Genomic DNA, 24,264 nt, shown 5'->3' with positions numbered 1-24,264 from the left:
CTCGCGGGAGGTGCCGGAACCGGCGGTCCACTACCGGTGCGGGGCGAACTCCTCCGGGCGGTCGTCGAGGCCGAGGAACCACTGCAGCGCCTGCTCGCAGCGGGTCGCGGCGAAGCCGTCGCCGAACGGGTTGGGGGTCGGGGCCGTGGTCTGCCGCTCGACGTGGCTGAGGACGAGCTTCTCGGCGATCCGGGCGACGACCGCGCGGTCGGAGCCCGCGGTCCACGGGTGGCCGGGGTGGCGCGGCTCGGCCCAGGTGCCGGGCTCGCCGCCGAGGACCAGCGTGGGCACGCCGAAGCTGGGCGCCTGCTCGGCCAGCGTGGCCGAGTCGGTCACCAGCGCCGCCGCGATCGACAGCAGGCAGACCAGCTCCGGCTGCGCGATCGGGTCGGTGATGGTCACCCGCACGAGCCTGCCGAGCATGTCGTAGGCCAGGTGCCGCAGGGGGCCGCGCGGCAGCGGCAGCACGACCTCCAGGTCCGGGCACGTCAGCACGAGGTCGGCGATCCCGTGCAGCAGCTGCGTGGCCGCCGCCGTGGACCAGTCGCGCGCCTCGACGGCGACCACGGCCAGCCGGACCTCGCCCGCCACCACCGCGTTCTCCACCGCCTGCACGCGGTCGTCGCGGTGGCGCACGTAGCGGTCGAGGGCGTCGAACCCGGCGTCGACCGCGGTGCTCCCGACCGTGACGACCTTCGGGCCGCGGTGGCACTCGTCGCCGAGGTTGGCCGCCGCGTCCGGGGTGGCGGCCAGGTGCAGCGACGACACCTGGGCGATGAGCCTGCGGTGGCCCTCCTGCGGGAACGGGGCGGTGAGGTCGTACGAGCGCACACCCGCGTCGAGGTGCACCACCGGGACGCGCTGCCAGAACGCGGCCATGGCGGCGCTGAACGCGGTGGCCGAATCGCCCTGCACCACCACCGCGTCCGGTGCGAGGTCGGCGAACGCGTGGTCCAGACCGGCCAGCAGCTGCGCCGCCGCCCGGCCGGTGCGCTGCCCGTCGCGCGCCAGCTCGACCAGGACCTCGGTGGCCAAACCGAAGCCCGACAACACCTCCGTGGCGGCGGCCGCGTCGTCACCGCACGCGAGCACCACCGGCCGCACCCGCCCGCGCCCGCGCAGCGCCCCCACCACCGGCGCCAGGCGCGTGGCCGCCACGGCGTCGCCCGCGATCAGGCACACCTCCGGCACCCGCCGACCCGCCCCGGGGCAGGGCAGGGGAACGAGGGTGTTCGGCACCGACGCCCCCTTCCGCCACCTCGGGACCCGGGTGCCCGCCGCGACAGCGACCCGCCGGTATGCCCTTCTCCTGCATGCGGTATAGCGCGAGACGCCGGGCACGTTACCGATGGCGCGCACCCGGTCCGGACGACACGCCGAACCCGTACGGGCGGATGCGGCGGTCCACCCGCCCCGGTGGCGCGCCGCGAGTCGCGAACGGACTCACCCGCGGCGACCGGCGTCGGCCGGGTGGACGCGCGGCGTGAACCAAGTGGCCGCCGGACAAGCGATCCCGCTCGGCCCGGTGTGGGCGCGCGGGGCGGCGGGTGACCTTCCCGGCGCGGGATTCCGCCGTGGACGCGCCCGGGATTGTGGGAAGTACGGGAAAGTTTGGTCGGCGGGCAGGCCGGTTCCCTGTTCTCTCAACGGTGGGGCGGTGGTGGCGTGGAGTGACGGCACGCCCGAACGGATCACCGGTCAAGTACCCGTTCGGGGCTGTGGACAACTTCGCGCACGGCGACCCGCGGCAGTGATTGACTTCCAGGGCTTGGACATCACGGGGCCGTGTGGCCACAGCGGTCGGCGCGGGGCGGGCTGGTCGCGGGCGGCCGGTTGGCAGACCGGGCGGGCGTCGAGGAGTGGGAGGTCGTCGCCGGGGCCGCGGCCAGGCGAATGCGGGAGCAGGGAGGTGCGGAGCCAGGCAGGGATAGGAGGTGTGGCTGGGATGCGGGGCCGGGTTGGGGTTGTCAGGCCGGAGAGGGATGGAGGGCCGAACAGGGATGTGGTGCGGGGCTGGGTAGAGGTACGGGGTGGGTTGGTGACGGCCGGACGGGGATATGGGGCCTGGCAGCGTGCTGGGCCGGCAGGGCCCGGGGTGAGGCAGAGGCCGGGGCGTGGATGTGGGGCCGGGCGGTGATGTGGGGATGATGTGGGGGCGGGTAGGGCGGAGGTGAAGGGCTGGACAGGGACGTGGGGGCGGCGGTGTGGGGAGATGGGGATAGAGGGACCGGGCGGCGTTGTGGGGATGAGGTGGGGCGGGTAGGGCGGAGGTGAAGGGCTGGACAGGGACGTGGGGGCGGCGGTGTGGGGAGATGGGGATGGAGGGACCGGGCGGGGAGCGGCCTGCTGCAATGAGGGCGGGGTGCGGCGGCGCAGGTGTGGGACCGGCGTGTAGGGCTGAGGAGCGGGGGAGGGGTGGAGAACCGGGTGCGGGGTTGGCGGGGTGGTGCTCAGAGGTTGGGTGCGCTGCCGCGTTGGGTGTTGTGCAGGCGGGTGGCGTAGACGGCCGCTTCTGTGCGGCGGTCGAAGCCGAGCTTGTGCAGCAGCGTGGAGACGTAGTTCTTCACCGTCTTCTCCGCCAGGTACAGGGCGCCCGCGATCTGCCGGTTGGTCATGCCCTCGGCGATCAGGTCGAGGATCTTGCGCTCCTGCGGGCTCAGCGTCGCGTAGCGCGGGTCCTCCACCCGGCCCGCGCGGAGGCGGTCGAGGACGGTCGCGGTGACGCCCGCGTCCAGCAGCGAGCCGCCCTCGGCGAGGGTGCGCACGGCCGAGACCAGGTCGTCGCCGCTGACCTGCTTGAGCATGTACCCGGCGGCGCCCGCCATGATGGCGCCGAAGAGCGCCTCGTCGTCGGAGAACGAGGTGAGCATCAGGCAGGCCGGGGGCGGGGTCACCGACGACCGCACGTCCCGGCACACCGACACGCCCTCGCCGTCGGGCAGCCGCACGTCCAGGATGGCCACCTGCGGGCGCACCGCGGGGATCCTGGCCAGGGCCTGCGCGGCGGTGGCCGCCTCGCCGACGACGTCGATGTCCGGCTCGACCTCCAACAACTGCCGCAGCCCGCGGCGGACGACCTCGTGGTCGTCGAGCACGAACACGGAAATGCTCATCCACGTGCCTCCTGGCCTCGCGCGTCCTGATCACGTCCGGTCGGGGCGGGCCTGCGCAGCGGCACGTCCCAGTCGACCCGGGTCCCGCCGACGGCGGGGGAATCGATCACGCAGTCGCCCTCCCAGCGGCGGGCGCGCTGCACCATGTTCGACAGCCCGCCGCGGTGGGTGATGTCGGCGGGCAGGCCGCGCCCGTCGTCGCGGACCAGCAGCCGCAAGCGGGTGGCGTGCCGGTCCACCGCGACGGTCAGCGCCACGCCGCTCGCCCCGGCGTGCCGGACGACGTTGGACAGCGCCTCGCGCAGCGTGGCCATCAGGTCGAGGGCGACGTCGGCGGGCACCACCGAGTCCAGCGGGCCCTCGAGCCGCACCGTCGGCTCGAACCCCAGGGTGACGGTGGCCTCGGAGATCGCCCGCAGGATCTCCCCGCGCAGGCTGTAGGGGCCGTTGGCGGGCTGCTGCAGGGAGAAGATGCTGCGCCGGATCTCGCGGATGGTCTGGTCGATCTCGGCGACGAAGCCGCCGAGCCGCTCGCCCGCGTCCGGGTTGTGCGGGGACCGCCGCAGGCCCTGCAGGCCCAGACCGATCGCGAACAGCCGCTGGATGACGAGGTCGTGCAGGTCGCGGGCGATGCGGTCGCGCTCCTCGTAGAGCGCCAGCCGCTGGCGGTCCTGCTGGGCGTAGGCGAACTCGATGGCCAGGGCGGCGTGCGTGGCGAAGTCGGTCACCATCCGCACGTCCTCGTCGTCGAACCGGGTGCCGCCGTGCTCCCGGGCGAGCATGAGCACCCCGGACGCCCGGGACCCGGTGCTCATCGGGACGAACACGGCGGGGCCGAGCCCGCTGATGCCCTCGGGCAGCTGGTGGAAGGTCGCCACCGACCGGGTCAGGGTGGCCTGCGCGACCTCGCCGAGCACCCGGGCGCGGCCGGTGGAGAACACGTCGCCGGTGATGCTGTCGCCCGCGGCCATCCGGGAGCCCGCGAGTTCGGTGGACAGGGTGCCGTCGACCGCGCGCACCTCCAGGTGCTCCGGCCCGGCGGGGACCGCGACGAAGGCGAGCACCGCGCCCGCGACCTCCCGCGCCCGGCGGACCATGAGGTCGAGGCCCTCGGCGTCGCAGACGTTGGTGCGCAGCACGGCGGTGACCTCGGTGGTGGCGCGCAGCCACCGCTCGCGCCGGATGCTGCGGTCGTAGTGCCGCGCGTTCTCGATTGCCATCCCGGCCGCCGCGGCGAGGGCGACGACGACGTCCTCGTCCTCCTGGGTGAAGCCGCGGCCGCCGACCTTCTCGGTGAGGTACAGGTTGCCGAACACCTCGCCGCGCACCCGGATCGGCACGCCGAGGAACGACCCCATCCGCGGGTGGTTCTCGGGGAACCCTGCGGCGGCCTCGTGCCCGGTGAGGTCCGGCACGCGCAGCGGTTCGGGCCGCTCGATCACCAGCCCGAGGATGCCCTTGCCGACGGGTAACGCCCCGATCTCGCGCCCGGTCCGGTCGTCGAGCCCGGCGTGGGTCAGCGCCTCGAAGGCGCCGTCTTGGCCGAGGACACCCAGCGCGCCGTAGCGCGCGCCCGCCAGCTCGCACCCGGCGGTGACGATGCGGCGCAGCACGGCGGGCAGCGACAGGTCGCTGGCCACGGAGAGGACGGCGTCCAGCAGGTGCCGCATCCGGTCCTGGGACACCTCGGCCGCGGCGGCCCGGTCGACCAGGCCCCGGAACAGGTTCCGGCGGCGGGTGTCCAGGTCGTCGGCGGCCGGGTCGCTCCCCGGCGCGCGGGTGGTCGCGGCACCGGTCGGGGTGGCGCCGGTGTCGGTGTCGTCCGTCGTGGTGCCGTGGGTCGGGTCGTCGTGCGCGGTGGTGCCGTCTGTCGCGGTGCCGTCGGCGGCCGCGGTGACGGGGTCGGCGTCGGTCATGGCGGTCGTCTCGGTGGTGGCGGCGGGGTCGCCCGCCTGCCGGGTGTGGTCCGCGGGGTGCCCCGCGGGCGGGGTAATCGCGAAGATACCGGGCGGGGCGGTCGTTTCGGCGGTTTCGGGCGCGGGAGTGGTGTGCGCGACCGCGCCGGGCGCGGCGCCCGGGGTGGGGATACCGGTCGTCGTGGTGTTTATCTCGGGGTCACCCGCCGCGTCCGGGGTGGTGTGGTCGGCGGAACCGCCCGGGGGCCGCGCGGGGCCGCCTGGCTGGTCCGCAGCCGCCTCGCCCACCGCGTCACCGCTTTCTCCGTCTCGTGCGCGCCGACCCGCGCACCGTCGACGGGAATGGCGTCGTCCACCTTTGTCCGATTGATACGTCACCCGCGTCGAAAATCATCGGACGTGATCGGTGGGGTTGAGCGTCCCCGACATTCGGGCGCGGCGCAAGGGCGCGGCGCGGATGTCCCCTAAATGACCAAGGCGGTTGCCGCCTCGCGCGCACGGCGACTAGTTCGTGACCTTATGGCCTCTCGTCACGCTGCGTCGACGGCGGTTGACCGGCCGTTGGTGCGAAGCTGGTGCATCCGAGTCGCGTGCCTGCCGATCGGTGCGCCCACGCGCACCGAAGCGTGATCGACAGTACGCGGGTCTGATGGGCTGTTCGGCGCAAATGGCGCAGACGATTCGTCGCGCGCAATTCGGGGGAATCGCCGAGTGTTTCGCCGAAATGGGGAGTCAGGCGTCGCCTGGGACAATCCAGCGCAGCGACCACCGGCCCGGCCCGCCGCGCAGTACCGTGCGGGACAACGGGGCCACGTCGACCCGCCAGAACGCGGCCGGGTCGGCCCCGATCGCGTGCACCAGCGCCGCCCGCACGACCGACGGCGAGGTGATGGCCACCGTGCGCGCGCCCGCCGGGTGCTCGTCGAGCCAGTCGCCCACCCGGCCCAGCACGGTCAGCACCGACTCGCCGCCGTGCGGCGCCGCGCTCGGGTCGGTGAGCCACCGCGTCACCGCCTCGGGCTCACCCGCCGCGACCTCGTCCAGGGCCCGGCCCCGCCACTGCCCGTGGTCGGCGTCGCGCAGCCGCTCGTCGACCACGGCGTCGAGCCCCAACCCGGCGGCCGTCTGCGCGCACCGCGTCTCCGGGCCCCGCACCACCAGGTCGACCCGACCCAGGTCGGCGCCGCGCCCCACCTCGACCGACAGCGGCTCGTCCCGCGGGAACACCACCCCCCGCGTCGCCGCCGTCGCGCCATGGCACACCAGCACGAGTCGCCCGCTCACCGTCCACCCTCCGCCGTCGCAGTCCGGTGGAATCCTCCCAATGCCGGGTGGGCCTCCGTCGGTCAGGGCGCGAGCGCCCGCAGCACGATGCCGGTGACCCGCTGGTCGTCCAGGACGCCGTCGACGTCGTCGGCGCTCCACACGTGGACGATCACCGGCCCCCGGTGCGCGGTCAGGTCGCCTTCGCCGCGGAAGAAGGCCGCGTCCCCGATGTTGGTGGCGGGGCGGGTGCCGGTGCCCCGGCTCAGCGCGTCCCAGGTGGTTCCGTCGCGGTCCTCGGCGTAGGTCGCGACCATGACGGTGAACCGGCTGGCGGAGTCGGTGCCGGGGTTGTCGCCGAACACACCGGGCACGGTCACCGCGTAGCCGCAGTCGCGTTCCCCCGAAGCGCCGTTCGCGGGTGGGTTGCCGGGCTCGACGCCGTCGGCGGTCACCGGCGCGATGGCGGTGGCGTCGGGGAAGGCGCTGTCCAGGGTCTCGCGGGTGACCAGTTCGCAGGGGTTGGGCGAGGCGGCGCCCGCCGCGCCCGTGGACCGCGCGGGCACGGGCTGTGCGGTGCCCGGGGCGGCGGAGCACGCCGCGAGTCCGAAGAGGAGGACGATGACCAGTTGTCGCATTCCGCGGCCCTTCCCTGGTATGGATCGGGTGAGCCTACGGCCGCGGTGGAGTACCGGGTGCCGCGTCCGCCGGCGGCACCCGGTACTCCACCTACCCGCGCGGGCGCAGGAGTTTCGACCTGGTGCTCCCAACGCATGCCGCGATTGGCGGGCCCGCCGCGGGGGCGTCCGCGATGTGCAACACGTCGTCGTCGACCGGTGCCTCCTCGAGCACGACGTGGGCGATGGTGCCGCCGTAGCCGTAGCTGGACACCCCCGCGGCGGGGCCGGTCGCGGCGTGGCCACTGCGTGCGCTCGGTGACCACCCGCAACCCCGAGGTGGTCCAGGGGCGGAGTCCGCGCGGGGCCAGGGGACCGGTCCGCGCGCGCTGGGCGTGGCGCTCGGCTGGGCTGGACCGAGGGTCGAAGCGGCGGTGCACGGGGTGATCGACGCCCACCTCGTCGACGAGGTGGGCGTCGGCGCGTACCGGATCCGGAGCCTGGTGAGGCACGCGATGCACGTCGACTCCGATGTCCCGTCCGAGGTCCCGTGGGGACCGGCGGCCGAGACCGTCCCGCGGGTCGAGGTCGCGGTGTCCGGGCGCGGGGGTCGCGGGTGACGGCTCACTCCGCCGCGCGACGCCGGTGGGCGCGTTGGCGGCAGGTGGGGCCGCAGTAGCGGGGCGGCCTGCCGGTGGCGCGGACGGGCAGGCGGACGCCGCACTCGACGCAGGTTCCGTGACGCGGCCCGCCGGGTTCGTCACGGAACTCGACGGGTTCCGTGACCGCGCGGAGCCCGTCCAGCAGCAACCGGACCAGGCGGGCGCCGCGGACGGGGTCGCGGTGGGCGTCGCGCAGCGCGGCGGCGCCCGCGATCACCGCGGACAGGTCGTCGGTCCGCAGGTCCACGCGGATCGTGCCCGCCCGCTTCGCGTTGTCCAGCAGCCGTTCTAACGCCTCGTGGAACCGGCGGGACGCCTGGGCGACGGCCGCGTGCGGCCGGCCCCGGTCGGCGGTGAGCGCGTCGCAGAGGTGTCGGCGGTCAACGGATTTCTGGACCACCTCCACCAGGAACCCGAACAGCGCGGCACCCGGCGCCGCGCGGGTGGCCCAGCCGTCCGCCGCGGTCGCCAGGCCCGTGATGTGCTCGGCGAGCACGGCCTCGACCAGGATCTCCTTGCTGGGGAAGTGCCGGTAGACGGTGCCCGCGCCGACCCCGGCGCGCCGCGCGATCCGACCGAGTGACACCTCCGGCCCGTCCTCGGCGAACAGCCGCACCGCCGTCCGCAGCACGACCTCCCGGTTCCGCCGGGCGTCGGCCCGTTCCGCCGTCATGTCACGCAACCCTTTCCGCGCTGACAGAACCGGGTCGATCATCCCGGATAGCCCCATCATCCCGGGATAAGACACCCATGACCGACCCGATCCTCGTCACCGGCGCCACCGGCAGGCAGGGCGGCGCCACCGCGCGTCGCCTGCTCGCCGACGGACGCCCGGTGCGCGCCCTCGTCCGCGACACGACCACCGCCGCGGCCGTCGCCCTGGCCACCGCCGGAGCCGAGCTCGTGACCGGCGACTTCGACGACCCGACGAGCCTGCGGCCCGCCTTCGACGGCGTGGCCGCCGTGTTCGCCGTGCCGACCGCGCCCTTCGGCCCCAACGGACCCGCCGACGAGACCGAGGCCGCCCGTGGCCGCGCCCTCGTCGACGCCGCCGTGGCGGCGGGCGTCGAACAGGTCGTGCTGAGCACCGTCGCCTCGATGTCGCGGTCCGAGCAGAGCGCGAAGGGCAAGGCGGAGATCGAGCGGTACCTGGTCGACCGCGTCGCCCGCCCCACCGTGCTGCGCCCGGTCCGCTTCGTGACCAACTACCTCCTCACGGGCGACCTCGGGCTGGAGGGCATCGTCGACGGCGTCCACCGGCACTTCTTCCCACCGCACGAGCCGATGCAGGTCATCACCCTGGAGGACATCGCCGACTTCGCGGCCCTCGCCTTCGCCGACCCGGAGCGCTACGCGGGCCGCACGCTGGAGCTGGCGGGCGACCAGCCCACCCCGGTCGAGGCCGCCGCCGCCATCGCGGCGGCCACCGGCAGCCCCGTCCGGTACGAGCAGGTGACCACCGGGGTGCACCCGATGATCATCGAGACCGGCAGGCGCTGGGCGGCGGGCGAGCGCTGGCACGCCGACATCGAGGCGCTCCGCGTCATCCACCCGGGCCTGCGCGCGTTCGGCACCTGGCTCGCCGAGTCCGGTGCCGAGGCCAGCCGGGCCCGCCGCGCCCGACCCCGACGACCCGCCTGCCAGCGGATCCGCCTGCGACGGGCCCGGCCACTGGGCCGGACGGTCCACTACCCGCGGAAGGCGGGGTGATGACATTGCCCACCTGCGCATTCGGCCGCGTTGACACGGCCGGTCAGGCTGACTTACGTTGCCGAATCGACCCTGATGGGTGGAGGAAGCCGGTGGGAACCCGGCACGGCCGCGCCACTGTGAACGGGTGCCGAGAGGCGCTCGCAGTCAGACCCTCCCCCCGTCGACCGCTCCACTACCGGGCCGCGTGAAGCCCCGAGGAGGTCGTCGTGACGCATGCCGTCGCCGTTCCCGCCCCCATCCCCGTGCGGATCCCCATCCGGGAGATCCTGCCCTACGCCCTGTTCGCCGGGGTCCTGTCGCTGATCGCGCTGTACTTCGTGGGCGCCGAGCAAGGCGCGCTGGCCGTGTTCGACGGTACCTACGTGCACGAGCTCGTCCACGACGCGCGGCACCTGCTGGGCTTCCCGTGCCACTGACCGAGCCCGACCGCACCACGGAGCAGTCGGCGCTCACCGTGCGCTCGCTGCTCGTGTGGGGCCTGCTCGCCGGGCTCGTCGGCGGGTTGCTCGCCTTCGGGTTCGCCTCCGCCTTCGGTGAGCCGTCGGTGGAGACCGCGATCGGCATCGAGGAAGCGGGCGGCGCCGCCCACGACCACGGTGCCGAGGCGGGCGGGCACTCGCACGGCGCGGAGCCCGCGGCCGAGGAAGAGGAGGTCTCCCGGGCCTTCCAGTCGACCGGCGGCCTCGGCATCGGCGCCGTCGCGTACGGCCTGGGCCTGGGCGGTCTCTACAGCCTCGCGTTCGCCTTCGCCTACGGCAGGCTCGGTCGCCTGACCGCGCGGGCCACCGCGCTCGCCGTGGCGGGGCTGGGCTACCTGGCGCTCGTCCTCGTCCCGTTCCTGACCTACCCGGCGAACCCGCCCGCGGTCGGCAAGGGCGAGACGATCGGCGAGCGGACCGGCCTGTTCTTCGGGATCATGGGGATCTCCCTGGTGGCCCTGGTCCTGGCGATCGTCGCGGCGCGCAAGCTCGCCGCGCGCTGGGGCGGCTGGTGGTCCACTGTGGCCGCCGGGCTGGGCTACGTGGTCGTGGTGACCGCCGTGGCCAAGGCGCTGCCGTCGTTCAACGAGGTCCCCGACTCGTTCCCCGGCTCCGTGCTGTGGGAGTTCCGGGTGGCGTCGCTGGGCACCTCGGCGGTGCTGTACGCGACCATCGGTGTCGTCTTCGCGGCGCTGCTGCACCGCGGACTCACTCGCAAGACCGGCTGACCGACGGACTGAAACGGCCCCGGGCGCACCGGGGCCGTTTCCCTTTCACCCCAACGGTCTCAGCTCGACCGTCCGCGGCGACCCGAACGTCCACAGCAGAGTCCACACCGGAGCCTGGATCCGTTCGTCCGGGACCCAGCCGAACGCCCGGGAGTCCTCGGACACGGCCGCGTTGTCGCCGATCACCCAGTACCGCCCCGGTGGCACGACCTGCTCCTGGGTCCGTTCCCCGCCCGTCCCGTCCCTCGCGCAGCACTGTCGCGGCGGACGCCCCCACACCGCCGAACCGCCCTGTGCGACCTCGAACCACGGCCCGGTCCCGGCGGGCTGGACCTGGATCCGCCCGTCCATCGAGCGCACCCGGTCGCCGGGCACCCCGACGACCCGCTTGACCACCGGCGCCTCGCGCCCGGGTGGCGTCAGCACGACGACGTCGAGTCGGGCGGGGGAGTAGTCGCCCGCGAACGGGTCGGCCACTGCCTGGTCCCCATCGGTGAGCGTCGGCGACATGCTGTCGCCATCGATCCGGTACGAGAGCGCGTAGGCGGCCACCCCGGCCACGACGACCAGGGCGAGGGCGGCGGCGAGCGCGATGGCCGCGACGAGCGGTGCGCGGCGGGTTCGGCGCGGCAAGGGACCTCCATCGTCCGGCTGCCGGACAGCTAACTCGGCCGGGTGGCGGAGGTGAACGGGCGAATACTGCGATGTTGCGTAACTGTTACTTGGAGTCTTATGTAACTCCGGGTAGCGGAAACCGGCCCGCTCGCCCGCCCGTTCGTGCCCGCGGTGGCGAATCGCCTTCGGATTGCGAGTGGTCCCCAACGGTCGCGGTCGATACCTGTTACCCGCCGTCACATATCGCCGCGACCCGGCCGGGCGGCGGCGCGAACGGCCGCTTGTAGCGCGGCGCACACCCGTGCACGATCTGCCCACCAACCACTGGTTCCGATGCGCACCGACTCCCCGTCGCAGCTCTGACCTGGGCGTTCGCCGAGACGAACGCGGGTGGCGGCTGCCCGGTCGGCGGGGGCGGCGCCGTCGCAAGGGAGGCACGATGACAGACGAAGACAGCCGGGGCGGGACCCGCTGGGGCCGCGCGACCCTGGTGGCCCTGCCCGCGGTGGGCGCGATCGCCGCCCTCGCCGTCGCGATGGCCCAGGGCGTGCTCGCGGCCTCGTTCGCGGTGTCCGGCGTACCGATCACGCTGACCTCGCAGAGCCTGTCCGCCGAGGGGTTCGCGGGCACCGTGTACAACGCGGGTGACCAGGGCGTGCTGTACGCGGGCATCGGCGACGCCCAGCTCAGCGGGCTCTGCGCGAACGTGGTGACCGACGTGCCGATCGTCGGCCAGCTCACGTTCAAGATCACCGCGGGCGACACCGACCCGGCCACCAAGGAGCTGCGGGCCGGGAACCTGCTGCTCGACGCCCGCAAGCTCACCGGCGACGGCACCTTCCACGGCCTCGACCTCGGCGTCGCGAGCAACGCGCTGACCAAGGGTCCGGCGGAGGTGCGCAAGCAGGCCGGGAACTTCGGGCTCCAGGCCGACGCCGCCGACATCGGCGCGCTGCGCGCCGACGCGCTCTCCGCCCAGGTCGCGGGGGACTTCCAGCTCGAGAACCTGGACCTGAGCGTCTCCTCGGGCGCGCACGGCTGCTGACCGCGTGGGGCCTGGCGGGCCGGTGCCGCCAGGCCCCCGACCTCGACCGGAGGACCCGATGTCCCGCTACTGGCGCGCCTTCACCCACTGGCGCCGCACCCGCCCGTTCTGGGGCGGGGTGTTCGTCCTGCTCGGCGCCGTGCCGATCTTCGTGCTGCCGCTGGCGCCGATCAAGGTGCTGGTGGCCAGCGGGGTCGCGGGCGTGTCCGGCCTGCTGATCGCCTCGATCATGGCCGTGCTGGCGCTGAGCCTGTGGTTCACCCCGCAGACCCGCGTCATCGCCGGGCTGATCACCGTCCTGGTGTCGGTCGCCGCGTTCCCGCTGTCCAACCTGGGCGGCCTGGTGATCGGTTCCGTGCTCGGCATCGTCGGCGGCGCCATGGCCACCTCGTGGGCGCCTCGCAAGCCGAGCAAGCAACCGACCACAGTGGACGAACAGCCCACCGACGACCCGGCCGCCCGACTCCACCCGACCGACTCGGCCGACGCCGCCTGACCTTGTGCGGGAAGCCCGCGGCGAGGGACCGGCCGCGCGACCCCGTGGTGGGTTCACCACCTCAACGGCCGACACAGTGCCGCGCGCTCCTTCGCGACCTCTGCCCACCGCGACCGAGTCAACGGCAAGACCCGCACGCTCCACATCGGGCACCCCGCCAAGCGGTACCGGCCGCATCCGGGAGCACCCTGCGACGGACACCGAGCCGCCGGCTCAGGCAGGGGCCGCCGACGCCTCGACGAAGGCCCGCACCGCGGCCGGGTTCCCGGCCGGGTGGGTGTGCAGGTACGACGCGTGCACCCGACCCTGGACGAAGCCGTCCCGGCGGACCACGCCCTCGTGGTCGCGCCACGCCCACGCGGGGCGGTCGCCGTGTTCCGGCAGAGTCCGGGTGCGGTGGAACTCGTGCCCGGCCACGCGGGCGCCCTCTCCGCCCAGCACCGAGGCCGACGCCGCCACCGCGTCCCGGTAACCCAGCAGCAGCCGCGGCGACATCGCCGCCTCCGCCGCCAGCACACCGCACATCGGGTGCCCGTCCAGCTTCGCCGCCAGGTACAGCAGCCCACCGCACTCGGCGTGCACGGGCGCGCCGGAGCGCGCGAGGAGGGCGATCTCCTCGCGGAGGAACTCGTTGGCGGACAACGCCTCCGCGTGCGCCTCCGGGAACCCGCCCGGCAGCACCAGCCCGGCCGTCCCCGCGGGCAGCCGCTCGTCGCGCAGCGGATCCACCACCGCCACCTCGGCGCCCGCCGCGCGCAGCAGCTCGGCGTGCTCGGCGTACCCGAAGGTGAACGCCGACCCGCCCGCGACCGCGATCACCGGGCGCCCCGGCACCGGCGCGACCTCGTCCGCCGCGTCCCACACGGGCCCGTCGACCGGGGGCGCCGACCGCGCCACCGCCAGCACCGCGTCCAGGTCCACCGACGCCGCCACCAGGTCCGCCATCGCCGCCACCGCGCGCACCGCGGGCGCGCCGTGCTCGGCCGCGGGCACCAGACCCAGGTGCCGCGACGGCACGTCGACCTCGCCCGCGCGCCGCACCGCGCCCAGCACCGGCAGCCCGACGTCCGCGCACGCCTCGCGCAGCACCTGCTCGTGCCGGTCCGACCCGACCTGGTTCAGCACCACACCCGCGATCCGCACCCCGGGCCGGTACGACCGGAACCCGTGCAGCAGCGCCGCCAGGCTCGTGCTCTGCCCGCGCACGTCGACGACGAGCACCACCGGCGCGCCCAGCAGGCTGGCCACGTGCGCCGTGGACCCGAACCCGCCGGACGCCACGTGCTGCCCGACGCGCCCGTCGAACAGCCCCATCACGCCCTCGACCACCGCGACGTCCGCCCCGCGCGTCCCGTGCCGGAACAGCGGCGCGACCCGGTGCTCACCGACCAGGACCGGGTCGAGGTTGCGGCCCGGCCGCCCGGCGGCCAGCGTGTGGTAGCCGGGATCGATGTAGTCGGGCCCGACCTTGAACGGCGCCACCACGTGCCCGCGGGCGCGCAGGGCGGCGATCAGCCCCGTGGCCACCGTCGTCTTGCCGCTCCCGGAACCGGGCGCCGCGATCACGACGCGGGCTACCACTCGATGCCCTTCTGGCCCTTGTGGCCGGCGTCCATCGGGTGCTTCACCTTGGTCATGTGCGTGACGAGGTCCGCCGCGTCCACAAGGGACTGCGGCGCGTCACGGCCCGTGATGACGACGTGCTGGTGCCCCGGCCGATCGGCCAATGTGCGAACCACGTCCTGGATGTCAACCCACCCCCACTTTAGCGGATAGGTGAACTCGTCGAGCACGTAGAGGTCGTGTCGCTCGTCGGCGAGTCGCCGCGTGATCTCCGCCCAGCCCTCGCGCGCCGCCTCGGCGTGGTCCTCCTCCGTGCCCGCCTTGCGCGACCACGACCACCCCGACCCCATCTTGTGCCACTCGACGGGACCGCCCTCGCCGGTCTCCTCGTGCAGCCTGCCCAGCGCCCGGAACGCCGACTCCTCGCCGACGCGCCACTTCGCCGACTTCACGAACTGGAACACCCCGATCGACCAGCCCTGGTTCCAGCCGCGCAGCGCCAGTCCGAACGCGGCGGTCGACTTGCCCTTCATCTCCCCGGTGTGCACCACGACCAGCGGCCGGTTGCGCCGCTGCCGGGTGGTCAGCCCGTCGGTCGGGACGACATCGGGTTTCCCTTGCGGCATCGAGACTCCTAGGCGGCGCGGACCGCGCGGACCACACCCGCGACGGCGTCGGCGGACAGTTCCTCGAGCCGCAGCCCGGTCGCCCCGAGCGCGACGGCGAGCCGGTCGGCGAGCCCGAGCCGCACCGGCCCGCTCTCGCAGTCCACCACCACGCTGGCCACACCGTCCGCGGCGATGACCGACGCGGCGCGCAGCGCGTCCGCGAGGGGGTCGTTGGACGTGCGGCCGTTCCGGTTGACCGCGACCGTGGCGCGACCGTCGGTCACTACGACCAACAACGCGCGCCTACGCGGATCGCGGAGCTTTTCCGTGGTCAGCGTTTTCCGCGCCCGCAGCAAGCCGTCGGCGAGCGGTGTACGTCCACCGGTCCGCAAATCGCGTAGTCGCGCAACGGCGGCCTCAACCGAAGAGGTGGGCGGTAGCGCCAACTCGGCCGCACCACCCCGGAACGTCACCAAGCCGACCTTGTCGCGTCGCTGGTAGGCGTCGCGCAACAACGACACCACCGCACCGGTCACCGCCGACATGCGCTTGCGCGCCGCCATCGACCCGGACGCGTCCACCGCGAACAGCACCAGGTTGGACTCCCGCCCCTCCCGCACCGCCCGACGCACGTCCCCGGACCGCACAACCAACCCCGGCCCACTACGACCCCGGTCCCGCTGGAACGGTGCAGCGGCCGTCAAAGTGCCTACGACGTGGATTCCCGCCCCCTGCGACTGCGAGGAGCGCAACGCCCGACCCGCGCCCGCGCGCGACCGGGACCGCCGACCCGGCGCCCCCTCGCCGACACCCGCGATCTCCAGCACCCGCGCTCGGAACCCCTCGTCGGGCCGCACCGGCGGCCGCGACTGGTCGCCACCCCGCGGCGCCTCGCCAGTCCCCTCCGGGCTCTGGCCAGAGCTGTCCGGACCGGAACTGTCCGGTGCGTCCGCCGCATCCGGGGCCCCGCCACCAGGGCCGTCGGGGGTCGGGTCGTCGTCCGGTTCGGTCTGCTCGGCCGCGTCCCGCAGCGCCTGCTCCAACTGGTCCTGTTCGATACCCGGCTCGTCGAACGGATCCCGGCGCCGCCGGTGCGGTAGCGCCAACCGCGCGGCCACCGCGACGTCTTCTTCTTCGACCGCTGCCGCGCCCCGCCACGCGGCGTGCGCCACCGCGGTGCGCGCCAACACCAGGTCGGCTCGCATACCGTCGACGTCGAACGCCGCGCACACCGCGGCGATCCGCCGTAGCTCCGCGTCCGGCAGCACCACCGACGGCAACGCCGACCGCGCGGCCACGATCCTCGCCGCCAACTCCGCGTCCGCGTCCGCCCACGTCGCCGCGAACCCGGCGGGGTCCGCCTCGAACGCCAGCCTGCGCCGCACCACCTCCGTGCGGGTGTCCACATCGCGCGCCGCGCGCACCTCCACGGTCAGCCCGAACCGGTCCAGCAGCTGCGGCCGCAGCTCGCCTTCCTCCGGGTTCATGGTCCCGACCAGCAGGAACGACGCCGCGTGCGACACCGACACGCCCTCGCGCTCCACGTGCGCGCGGCCCATCGCGGCGGCGTCGAGCAGCAGGTCGACCAGGTGGTCGTGCAGCAGGTTGACCTCGTCGACGTACAGCACGCCCCGGTGCGCGGCGGCGAGCAGACCCGGCTGGTACGCGCGCACGCCCTCGGTCAGGGCGCGTTCGAGGTCGAGGGACCCGATCAACCGGTCCTCGGTAGCGCCGACCGGCAGCTCCACCAGCCGCGCGGGGCGGGTGTCGGGCACCGGCGCGGCGTGCGGGCCGTCGGGGCAGCGGGGGTCCGGACCGGCGGGGTCGCAGGAGAAGCGGCACCCCGCGACCACCCCGGCCACGGGCAGCAACGCGGCCAGCGCGCGCACCACCGTCGACTTCGCGGTGCCCTTCTCGCCGCGCACCAGCACACCGCCGATACCGGGGTGCACCGCGTTGAGCAGCAGCGACAGCCGTAGGTCGGCGTGCCCGACGACGGCGGAGAACGGGTAGCCGGGGTGCGACACGCCCGGGGCGGCAGACACGCCTGATGACACGCCAGTGATCCTCACTCCGGGTCCGCGCCCGGGTCGGTCGTCGGCAGGGCGGAGTGTCCTGGCTCCCGGATCAGTGCTCGCCCTGGCCTTCCGGCGGCTGCCGTGGCGTCGTCAGGGGTCGCTCCCCGGTCACAGTGGCGGGACCGCGCCGGAATCGCACCGGCTTCCTCGCGCACCCTGCTTGGTCGCCTCGCATCGTCGCAGACCGGTCGGGCGCGGGCCAAGACACGTGGCGGGGATCTCGGGGGTTAGGGTCAGCGGCCGTGGCGGTGACGGTGGTGGGAATCGGTGCGGACGGCGTCGACGGGCTGTCCCCGTCCGCCCTCGCGGCCTTGACCTCAGCGGACGTGGTCATCGGGTCGGCGCGGCAGGTAGACTTGGTGCCCCAGGACATGGTGGCGGAGCGGGTCGTGTGGCCGACCCCGCTGGTGCCCGCGATCCCGCGCGTGCTGGCCGAGCACGCGGGCCGGGCCGTGTGCGTGCTCGCCAGCGGCGACCCCATGTTCCACGGGATCGGGACGACGCTGAGCCGGTTCACCGAGGTGCGCGTGCTGCCGCACCCCTCCTCGGTGTCGTTGGCGTGCGCGCGGCTCGGGTGGCCCGTGCAGGACGTGCAGGTCGTCAGCGCGGTCAACCGGCCTGTCGAGCGCCTGCACGCGGCCCTGCACCCGGGGCGGCGGGTGCTCGTGCTCAGCGAGAACTCGTCGACGCCGGGGGCTGTGGACAACTTGCTGCGCGCCCGCGGCTTCGGTGCCAGTCTGGTCCGGGTCCTGGAGAACCTCGGCGGACCGGACGAACGGGTCACGGCGGCGTTGACGGGCAACGCGCCGCTGAACGTGGTGGCGATCGAGTGCGTGGCCGAGCCGGGTGCTCGGCGGCTGCCGCGCGTCCCGGGGCTGCCCGACGACGTCTACGAGCACGACGGCCAGATCACCAAGCGGGAGGTGCGCGCGGTGACCCTGGCGGCCCTGGCGCCGGAGCCGGGGGAGTTGCTCTGGGACGTGGGCGCGGGCTCGGGGAGCGTCGGCATCGAGTGGCTGCGGACGCACCCCGCGTGCCGGGCGGTGGCGGTGGAACCGCGGGCGGACCGGGCCGACCGGGTGCTGCGCAACGCGGCGTCCCTCGGCGTGCCCGGGCTGCGGCTCGTGCGCGGCTCGGCGCCCTCGGCACTGGACGGGTTGGACGCGCCCGACGCGGTGTTCGTGGGCGGCGGGGTCACCGCGGACGGCGTGCTCCCGGCCTGCTGGGCGGCGCTGCGGCCGGGCGGGCGGATCGTGGTCAACGCGGTGACGTTGGAGTCCGAGGCGCTCGTGACCCGGTGGCACGGCGAGGTCGGCGGCGCGCTGACCCGGCTGTCGGTGAGCCGCGCCGCGCCGATCGGCGGCTTCACCGGTTGGCGACCCGCGATGCCGGTGACCCAGTGGGTCGCGGTCAAACCCCGGGAGGACGCGTGACAGTCCACTTCATCGGCGCCGGGCCGGGCGCGGCCGACCTGATCACCGTGCGCGGCCGGGACCTCGTCGCCGCCGCGCCGGTGTGCCTGTACGCGGGCGCGCTGGTCCCGGCGGACCTGCTCGCGGTGTGCCCTCCGGACGCGCGCAAGGTCGACACGGCCAACCTGACGCTGGACGAGATCGTCGCGGAGATGCTGGCCGCGCACGCCTCGGGGCACGACGTGGCGCGACTGCACTCCGGTGACCCGTCGGTGTTCAGCGCCATGGCCGAGCAGATGCGCAGGCTCGACGCGGCGGGCGTGCCCTATGACGTGACGCCCGGCGTGCCCGCGTTCGCCGCCGCCGCCGCGGCGCTGCGCCGCGAGCTGACGGTGCCCGCCGTCGGCCAGACGGTGATCCTGACCCGGACGTCGGCCCGCGCCACGCCGATGCCGGCTGGGGAGGACCTCGACACGCTCGGCAAGTCCGGCGCGACGATGGTGCTGCACCTCGCCGTCCAGCGGATCGGGGAAGTGGTCGCGGAACTGGTGCCCAACTACGGCGCGCACTGCCCCGTCGCGGTGGTGGCGTACGCGTCGCGCGCCGACGAGGTGGTGCTGCGCGGGACCCTCGCCGACATCGCCGAACAGGTGGCGTCGGCGGGTATCCGGCGCACAGCCGTGATCATCGTCGGCCGGGTCCTGGACCCGGGCGGCTTCTGCGACAGCCACCTGTACTCGGCCGCGCGGGAACGCCCGTGAAGGTCCTCGGGGTGTCCGGTGGCGGCTTGTGTTCGGTCGGGCGGGAGCGTCCGTGAAGGTGTTGGTGCTGGGCGGGACCGGTGAGGCGCGCGCGCTCGCGTCCGCGCTGCACGGGCGACCCGGGTTCGCGGTGGTCTCGTCGCTCGCGGGACGGGTGCGCGATCCGCGGCTGCCCGTGGGGGAGGTGCGGGTCGGCGGGTTCGGCGGGCCGGACAAGCTGGCCGAGTGGCTGGCGGGCGCGGGGATCGACGCGGTCGTCGATGCCACGCACCCGTTCGCCGCGCGGATCAGCGCGTCGGCGGCCGAAGCAGCGGGGAAAGCCGGTGTGCCGCTGCTGATGCTGCGCCGGCCCGGCTGGCCTGCGCGGCCGGGGTGGCACTGGGTGTCCGATCTGGCCGAGGCCGCGGCGGTCGCGGACGGCTTGGGGGAGCGGATCTTCCTCACCACGGGCAGGCAGGGGCTGTCCGCCTTCGCCGACTCGGCGCGGTGGTTCCTGATCCGGTGCGTCGACCCGCCGGAGGAACCGTTGCCGGCAAAGCGGTTGGTGCTCCTCGACCGCGGCCCGTACACTGTGGACACCGAGCTGGCGTTGCTTCGGGGACATGGGGTCGACGTTCTGGTGACGAAGGACAGCGGGGGACCGCTGACCGTCGCCAAGGTGGACGCTGCCCAGGAGATGGGCGTCCCGGTGGTGGTCGTGCGCAGGCCGCCCGCGCCGGACGTGCCCGTGGTGGGCGCCGTGGACGAGGTCCTGGACTGGTTGGCGCCGTGAGGACCGAACTCGCCCGGTGCGCGGCGACCGTGGAGGCCGGGACGGTCGCGTTCCACGGCGACGGGCTGCCGGACGGGTCGGACCTGGGTGAGCTGGTCCTGGCCGACCGCACGGTGGCCACGGTGCGGCTGCCGCTGCCCGAGGCCGTGCCGATCCTCAGCCGCGCCCGCCGCGAGCCGGGCGGTCACCCGACGGCGGCGTTCTGGGGCGCGGTGGTGGTCATCGCCATCCGGTGCATCGCGCGGGGCGCGCTGAGCGCGGAGGACGCCACCCGGCTCGGTGAGCTGGCCGGGCGGATGCCCGCGGACGCGCACAACACCGACGCCACCTCCGAGGCGGCCGTGCTGGCGTTCGTCGACGCGATCGTCGGCCCGCCACCGCGCCAGGCGATGCCCGGCGGCGTGCGGCTGTCCCTGCGGCTGGAGCCGGACGGGACGTGTGTGCCCCAGGCGCACGCGGTGTTCGAGCCCGCCCTCGTGCTGGACGGGGCGGAGCTGTGGGCGCGCGGCGACGACCACGGCCGCGAGCGGTTCGTCGACGCCATCGTCCGCGCGTCCCGCCGGTGGCCGCCCCTGCGCCGACTCGTCGACCAGGAGGTGCCGGACCGCTTGGCCCTGACCGAGGCGGAGGTCGGCGACCTGCTCGTCAACGCCCACCGCATGGACATCGACGTGCACTGGCCGCGCGACCTCGTCGGCACGGTCGAACGCCGGGTGCTGGTCGGCCGCACCGAGTCGCGCGGCCTGTTCTCCGCCGACTGGGAGCTGACCCTCGACGGCGCGGAACTGACCAGGGCCGAGGTCGACGCCCTCGCCGCGACCCACCGCGGCGCCGTCCGCCTGCGCGACCGCTGGGTGCTGGTCCGACCGGGACTGGTGCCCCGCGCCCTCGCGCCCATGGGCGTGTCCGAGGCCCTGGGCTCGGTGCTGGCCGGTGAGTACACAGTGGACGGAGGGCCCGCCGCGGTGGCCGCCGCGGGCGCGCTGGAGGCGCTGCGCGCCCGGATCGCCGACCCGGAGGCGGGCGCGGAGCCGGTCGCGCAACCGGCGGTGTTGACCGCGACCCTGCGCGACTACCAGCTGCGCGGTCTGCGCTGGCTCGCCCGGATGACGGGCCTCGGCCTGGGGGCGTGCCTCGCCGACGACATGGGGCTGGGCAAGACGATCACGGTCATCGCCCTGCACCTGCACCGCGGCCCCGGCCCGACGCTGGTGGTGTGCCCCGCGTCGCTGCTGGGCAACTGGGCCCGGGAGATCGCCCGCTTCGCCCCGGGTGTCCCGGTGCACCGCTTCCACGGCCGCGACCGCACCCCGGCCGCAGCGGGGTTCACCCTCACCACCTACCCCACCATGCGCCGCGACGCCGCGACCCTGGCCGCCCACCCGTGGTCCATGGTCGTCGCCGACGAGGCCCAGCACGTCAAGAACGCGTCCTCCGCCACCGCCAAGGCCCTGCGCACCATCCCCGCCGACGCCCGCATCGCGCTGACCGGCACCCCGGTGGAGAACTCGCTCGCCGACCTCTGGGCCATCCTCGACTGGACCACCCCGGGCCTGCTCGGCTCGGCCGCCGCCTTCAAGGCCCGCTGGGCCGCCCCGATCGAGTCCGGCCGCGACCCCGAGGCGGCGTCCCGCTTCTCCCGACTGGTGCGGCCCTTCGTGCTGCGGCGCCGCAAGTCCGACCCGGGCGTGGCCCCGGAACTGCCCCCGAAGACCGAGACCGACCACACCGTGCCCCTGACGAGGGAACAGGCGGGCCTCTACACGGCGGCCGTGCGCGAAGCCATGGCGACGATCCGGGGCGCCGAGGGCATTTCGCGGCGTGGGCACGTGCTGAAGCTGCTGACCGCGCTGAAGCAGATCTGCAACCACCCGGCCCAGTACCTGGGTGAGGCGGAACCCCGCATGACCGGGCGGTCCGGCAAACTGGCGCTGCTCGACGACCTGCTCGACACCGTGGTCGCCGAAGACGGCGCCGCCCTGGTCTTCACCCAGTACGTAGTCATGGCCCGTCTGCTGGAACAACACCTGACGAGCCGGGGCATCCCGGTGGGCCTGCTGCACGGCGGAACCCCGGTACCCCAACGGGATCGACTGGTGTCCCGCTTCGACGCGGGGGAGTTCCCGGTGTTCCTGCTGTCGCTGAAGGCGGCCGGGACCGGCCTCAACCTGACCCGGGCCGACCACGTCGTGCACTACGACCGCTGGTGGAACCCGGCGGTCGAGGACCAGGCCACGGACCGCGCCCACCGAATCGGCCAGACCAAGGCGGTCCAGGTCCACCGGATCATGGCCGAGGGCACCGTGGAGGAACGCGTCGCCACCCTGGTCGCCGCCAAACGCGAACTCGCCGACACCGTCTTGGGCCACGGGGAGGCGGCCCTGACCGAACTGTCGGACGAGGCCCTGGCGGAACTGGTCCGCCTGCGCTGAGGGACACCCGCCGCCCGATTGTGCTGATGGGCAGGGCGCTGTGGGGGCTCGGGCTCAGGTGGCCGCGGACCGCGGCGGGTGGTGGCTGGGCGGTCGTGGCGACGTGGGGTTGGCGGCGAAGGTCGACCGGGTTGGCGGGACTGGCCTGCTCGCGTTGAGTGGACGACCGCCGCCTGGTTGTGTCAGCCCGGTCGCAGAGAGGTCGTTGCCACAGTGTGGTGGCGTAGGTGGTGGGTCCCCGTGGCGCGAGGACTGGGAGGGAGTTCCCGCGTGGCGCGGGGAGTTCGGGGTCAGAGGCGGATGACGCCGCTCGACGCGCCTGCTTCGAGGGTGATGTGGTGTGGTCGCCGGGGCGCTGTGGACCACCAGTGGAGGGCGGCTGTGGTTGCCGACAGGGTGGTTGTGGTGTGGGCGGTGATGACTGTGCCGTCGCGCAGGGTGGCGATGGTTTGGTCTTGTGTTGCGGCTGTTGTAAGGCGGGTGCCGGGGAAGCGGTGGAGCATTCCGCGTGCGTAGTCGGTTGCGGTTTCCGTGTCGGGGAACGGGGTGTTGGTCCACACCGACGTCGCGCTCTCCAGGATGGCCAGGTCCGGTGTTGTCTCCTCGGCCGACAGGGGTGCGGACGGCTCCGGCCAGCGGGCTGTGGTGCGCTCGATGGAGAGGTGGACGTGGTCTGCGGCGAAGAGGGTGTGGCGCACCGTTGTCCGGTAGTGGGTGGGTTCGGCGATCTCGATCTCCGCGGGTGGTACCGGTTCCGGGACCGCGCGCGTCGGTGGGTCGGGCAGGTTCATGATTCGGTAGAACAGCTGGTTCAGGGCGGTTGCCGACGTTCCGCGCTCACGGAACACCGCTGCCGTCACCTCGTCGGCTACGGGGGTTGGGAGTGGGCCGGTGAGGGTGCCGGGGTGGAGGGTGGGTAACGCGGCCAGTAGGCCGGCCAGGGGGGAGCCGGGGACGACCTCGGGGCCGCCGTTGGTGGCCAGTAGTACGGGTCTGCCCGCGGCGGCGGCGTAGCAGGTCAGGGAGCCGTGGTCGGATACGACGACGTCGGCGGCGAGTAGGCCTGGTCGCCAGTCCTCGTCTTGGGGGAGTAGTGCCAGGCCCGCCGCGATGGCGGGGCGGAGCCAGGCGAGCACCTGCATCCGGCCGTGGCGGCGCCAGATGTTGGGGTGCAACGTCATCGCCACGCGGAACTCGTCGGCGGGGAGGGTGGTGACCAGGCGTTCCGCCAGGCGGAGGTCGGTGCCGAACAGGGAGTTGGGGCCCCAGGTCGAGCACAGCAGGACCATCCGGCGGTTGCCCGCGGCGAAGGAGCGGCGGTGGGGGAGGCGTAGGGACTCGCTGGCGACGACGCGGTCCAGGCACGGGTCGGCGGTGACCATCGCGTGCTTGGCCAGCCGTGGGTCCACCGTGGCGAGCGTGGCGACCTGGTGTTCGTGTGCGACTACGACGGTGTGGGGGAGTACGGAGTCGTCGGCGATGAACGCGGATCTTCGGAGTCCGGACACGTCGTCGGGGTCGGTTGTCGATCGGCGGTGGTAGCCGGCGCCGTGGGGCATCAGCACGACGGGGGCGTCGATGAGGTGCAGGGCGCTTTTGTCGCTGGCGGCCAGTGCCAGGTCGAAGCGCGCGCGGCACGCCTCCTGCCACGGCATCAGCAGCGCGCCTGCGCCGGTCAGCCGGTCTGGGAGGCCGCCGGAGAACTCCGATCCCTTGTCGACGGTGAAGCGCACCTCGACGCGGTGGTCGCCGAGCAGGCCCTGCACCACGTCCTGGAGCCTGCGCAACGTCGCGGGCGTGCGGACGACGACCAGCACCCGGCGCAACGGGCGGATGGTGTCCCACTCACTCGTGGGCACGGTCGAGGTGGTGGTTCGAAGGGCTCCCGGCTCCCGGCTCCCGGCTCCGGCTCCCGGCTCCGGCTCCCGGCTCCCGGCTCCGGCTCCCGGCTCCCGGCTCCCGGCTCCCGGCTCCCGGCTCCCGGCTCCCGG

The 24,264-nt window shown here is 74.4% G+C and carries 21 protein-coding genes and 1 riboswitch; of the genes, 10 read left to right on the top strand and 11 right to left on the bottom strand.

The features are described from left to right. Window positions 1–30: 30 nt before the first annotated feature. From CLV40_RS35870 to CLV40_RS35850, 5 genes are all read right to left on the bottom strand, one after another. The gene (locus tag CLV40_RS35870) at window positions 31–1,239 is read right to left on the bottom strand and encodes a UDP-N-acetylglucosamine 2-epimerase (protein ID WP_104483488.1); all 1,209 of its coding nucleotides are present in this window, start codon (window positions 1,237–1,239) and stop codon (window positions 31–33) included. Between the two features lie 1,211 nt (window positions 1,240–2,450). Next, window positions 2,451–3,113 carry a response regulator gene (locus CLV40_RS35865; RefSeq protein WP_104483487.1) on the bottom strand — a complete coding sequence of 221 codons (663 nt, stop codon included), beginning with the start codon at window positions 3,111–3,113 and terminating at the stop codon, window positions 2,451–2,453. Continuing rightward, entirely contained in the window at window positions 3,110–5,317 is a 2,208-nt protein-coding gene (locus tag CLV40_RS35860; RefSeq protein WP_104483486.1) for a sensor histidine kinase, read from the bottom strand. Before CLV40_RS35860 ends, CLV40_RS35865 begins: the two co-directional genes overlap by 4 nt. 444 nt (window positions 5,318–5,761) lie before the next feature. Further along, window positions 5,762–6,313 carry a histidine phosphatase family protein gene (locus CLV40_RS35855; protein ID WP_104483485.1) on the bottom strand — a complete coding sequence of 184 codons (552 nt, stop codon included), beginning with the start codon at window positions 6,311–6,313 and terminating at the stop codon, window positions 5,762–5,764. 62 nt (window positions 6,314–6,375) lie between these two features. Continuing rightward, complete coding sequence (locus CLV40_RS35850) at window positions 6,376–6,930, bottom strand: hypothetical protein (protein ID WP_104483484.1); 555 nt, start codon at window positions 6,928–6,930, stop codon at window positions 6,376–6,378. 422 nt (window positions 6,931–7,352) lie between these two features. Here CLV40_RS35850 and CLV40_RS38660 point away from each other — a divergent pair, with 422 nt between their 5' ends. Next, window positions 7,353–7,529, top strand: coding sequence for a hypothetical protein (locus CLV40_RS38660; protein WP_181043962.1), 177 nt, complete (start codon window positions 7,353–7,355; stop codon window positions 7,527–7,529). A gap of 4 nt (window positions 7,530–7,533) precedes the next feature. On the opposite strand, the gene CLV40_RS35840 is transcribed toward CLV40_RS38660, so the two are convergent. Beyond that, a complete protein-coding gene (locus CLV40_RS35840; protein WP_104483482.1) occupies window positions 7,534–8,244 on the bottom strand; it encodes a TetR/AcrR family transcriptional regulator in 711 nt (236 codons plus the stop codon). A gap of 77 nt (window positions 8,245–8,321) precedes the next feature. Here CLV40_RS35840 and CLV40_RS35835 point away from each other — a divergent pair, with 77 nt between their 5' ends. The 3 genes from CLV40_RS35835 to CLV40_RS35825 all read left to right on the top strand — a co-directional run bounded on the left by CLV40_RS35835 (window position 8,322) and on the right by CLV40_RS35825 (window position 10,491). Beyond that, window positions 8,322–9,281, top strand: a complete 960-nt coding sequence (locus CLV40_RS35835) for an NmrA family NAD(P)-binding protein (protein WP_104483481.1) — start codon at window positions 8,322–8,324, stop codon at window positions 9,279–9,281. Window positions 9,282–9,490: 209 nt separating this feature from the next. After that, a complete protein-coding gene (locus CLV40_RS35830; protein ID WP_104483480.1) occupies window positions 9,491–9,700 on the top strand; it encodes a CbtB domain-containing protein in 210 nt (69 codons plus the stop codon). Further along, the gene (locus CLV40_RS35825; protein WP_104483479.1) at window positions 9,691–10,491 is read left to right on the top strand and encodes a CbtA family protein; all 801 of its coding nucleotides are present in this window, start codon (window positions 9,691–9,693) and stop codon (window positions 10,489–10,491) included. The genes CLV40_RS35830 and CLV40_RS35825 overlap by 10 nt, the downstream gene beginning before the upstream one ends. 45 nt (window positions 10,492–10,536) lie before the next feature. Here the strand turns inward: CLV40_RS35825 and lepB are convergent, their stop codons facing one another. Then, complete coding sequence (lepB, locus tag CLV40_RS38655) at window positions 10,537–11,124, bottom strand: signal peptidase I (RefSeq protein WP_181043961.1); 588 nt, start codon at window positions 11,122–11,124, stop codon at window positions 10,537–10,539. A 421-nt stretch (window positions 11,125–11,545) separates the two neighbouring features. Here lepB and CLV40_RS38650 point away from each other — a divergent pair, with 421 nt between their 5' ends. Continuing rightward, the gene (locus CLV40_RS38650; RefSeq protein WP_181043960.1) at window positions 11,546–12,151 is read left to right on the top strand and encodes a DUF6230 family protein; all 606 of its coding nucleotides are present in this window, start codon (window positions 11,546–11,548) and stop codon (window positions 12,149–12,151) included. Window positions 12,152–12,209: 58 nt separating this feature from the next. Further along, on the top strand, window positions 12,210–12,647 hold the full coding sequence (locus CLV40_RS35815; protein WP_181043959.1) for a DUF6114 domain-containing protein: 438 nt from the start codon (window positions 12,210–12,212) through the stop codon (window positions 12,645–12,647). 213 nt (window positions 12,648–12,860) lie between these two features. On the opposite strand, the gene CLV40_RS35810 is transcribed toward CLV40_RS35815, so the two are convergent. From CLV40_RS35810 to CLV40_RS35800, 3 genes are read right to left on the bottom strand one after another with little or no spacing between them, the layout of a single operon-like run. Further along, window positions 12,861–14,228 (bottom strand): cobyrinic acid a,c-diamide synthase CobB, encoded by a 1,368-nt coding sequence (locus CLV40_RS35810; protein WP_104483477.1) that lies wholly within the window; start codon window positions 14,226–14,228, stop codon window positions 12,861–12,863. Next, window positions 14,222–14,836, bottom strand: coding sequence for a cob(I)yrinic acid a,c-diamide adenosyltransferase (cobO, locus tag CLV40_RS35805; RefSeq protein WP_104483476.1), 615 nt, complete (start codon window positions 14,834–14,836; stop codon window positions 14,222–14,224). Before cobO ends, CLV40_RS35810 begins: the two co-directional genes overlap by 7 nt. A gap of 8 nt (window positions 14,837–14,844) precedes the next feature. Then, a complete protein-coding gene (locus tag CLV40_RS35800) occupies window positions 14,845–16,875 on the bottom strand; it encodes a putative cobaltochelatase (protein ID WP_245931800.1) in 2,031 nt (676 codons plus the stop codon). Between the two features lie 52 nt (window positions 16,876–16,927). Beyond that, window positions 16,928–17,044, bottom strand: a riboswitch (cobalamin riboswitch). A gap of 94 nt (window positions 17,045–17,138) precedes the next feature. On the opposite strand from CLV40_RS35800, the gene cbiE reads away from it, so the two are divergent. The 4 genes from cbiE to CLV40_RS35780 are packed head-to-tail and all read left to right on the top strand — an operon-like array spanning window position 17,139 to window position 22,273. Beyond that, on the top strand, window positions 17,139–18,329 hold the full coding sequence (cbiE, locus tag CLV40_RS35795; RefSeq protein WP_181043958.1) for a precorrin-6y C5,15-methyltransferase (decarboxylating) subunit CbiE: 1,191 nt from the start codon (window positions 17,139–17,141) through the stop codon (window positions 18,327–18,329). Next, complete coding sequence (gene cobM / locus CLV40_RS35790; RefSeq protein ID WP_104483475.1) at window positions 18,326–19,069, top strand: precorrin-4 C(11)-methyltransferase; 744 nt, start codon at window positions 18,326–18,328, stop codon at window positions 19,067–19,069. The genes cbiE and cobM overlap by 4 nt, the downstream gene beginning before the upstream one ends. 52 nt (window positions 19,070–19,121) lie before the next feature. Next, window positions 19,122–19,841, top strand: coding sequence for a cobalt-precorrin-6A reductase (locus tag CLV40_RS35785; RefSeq protein WP_245931799.1), 720 nt, complete (start codon window positions 19,122–19,124; stop codon window positions 19,839–19,841). After that, window positions 19,838–22,273: a DEAD/DEAH box helicase gene (locus CLV40_RS35780; RefSeq protein ID WP_104483474.1), complete on the top strand. Its 2,436-nt coding sequence runs from the start codon at window positions 19,838–19,840 to the stop codon at window positions 22,271–22,273. Before CLV40_RS35785 ends, CLV40_RS35780 begins: the two co-directional genes overlap by 4 nt. A 290-nt stretch (window positions 22,274–22,563) precedes the next feature. On the opposite strand, the gene CLV40_RS35775 is transcribed toward CLV40_RS35780, so the two are convergent. Next, window positions 22,564–24,132, bottom strand: a complete 1,569-nt coding sequence (locus tag CLV40_RS35775; protein ID WP_104483473.1) for a hypothetical protein — start codon at window positions 24,130–24,132, stop codon at window positions 22,564–22,566. Window positions 24,133–24,264 lie beyond the last annotated feature (132 nt).

It is taken from the genome of Actinokineospora auranticolor (assembly GCF_002934265.1).
Lineage (GTDB): Bacteria > Actinomycetota > Actinomycetes > Mycobacteriales > Pseudonocardiaceae > Actinokineospora > Actinokineospora auranticolor.
Note: the sequence above shows the minus strand (reverse complement) of the source record. Positions and strands in the feature narration are given on the sequence as shown.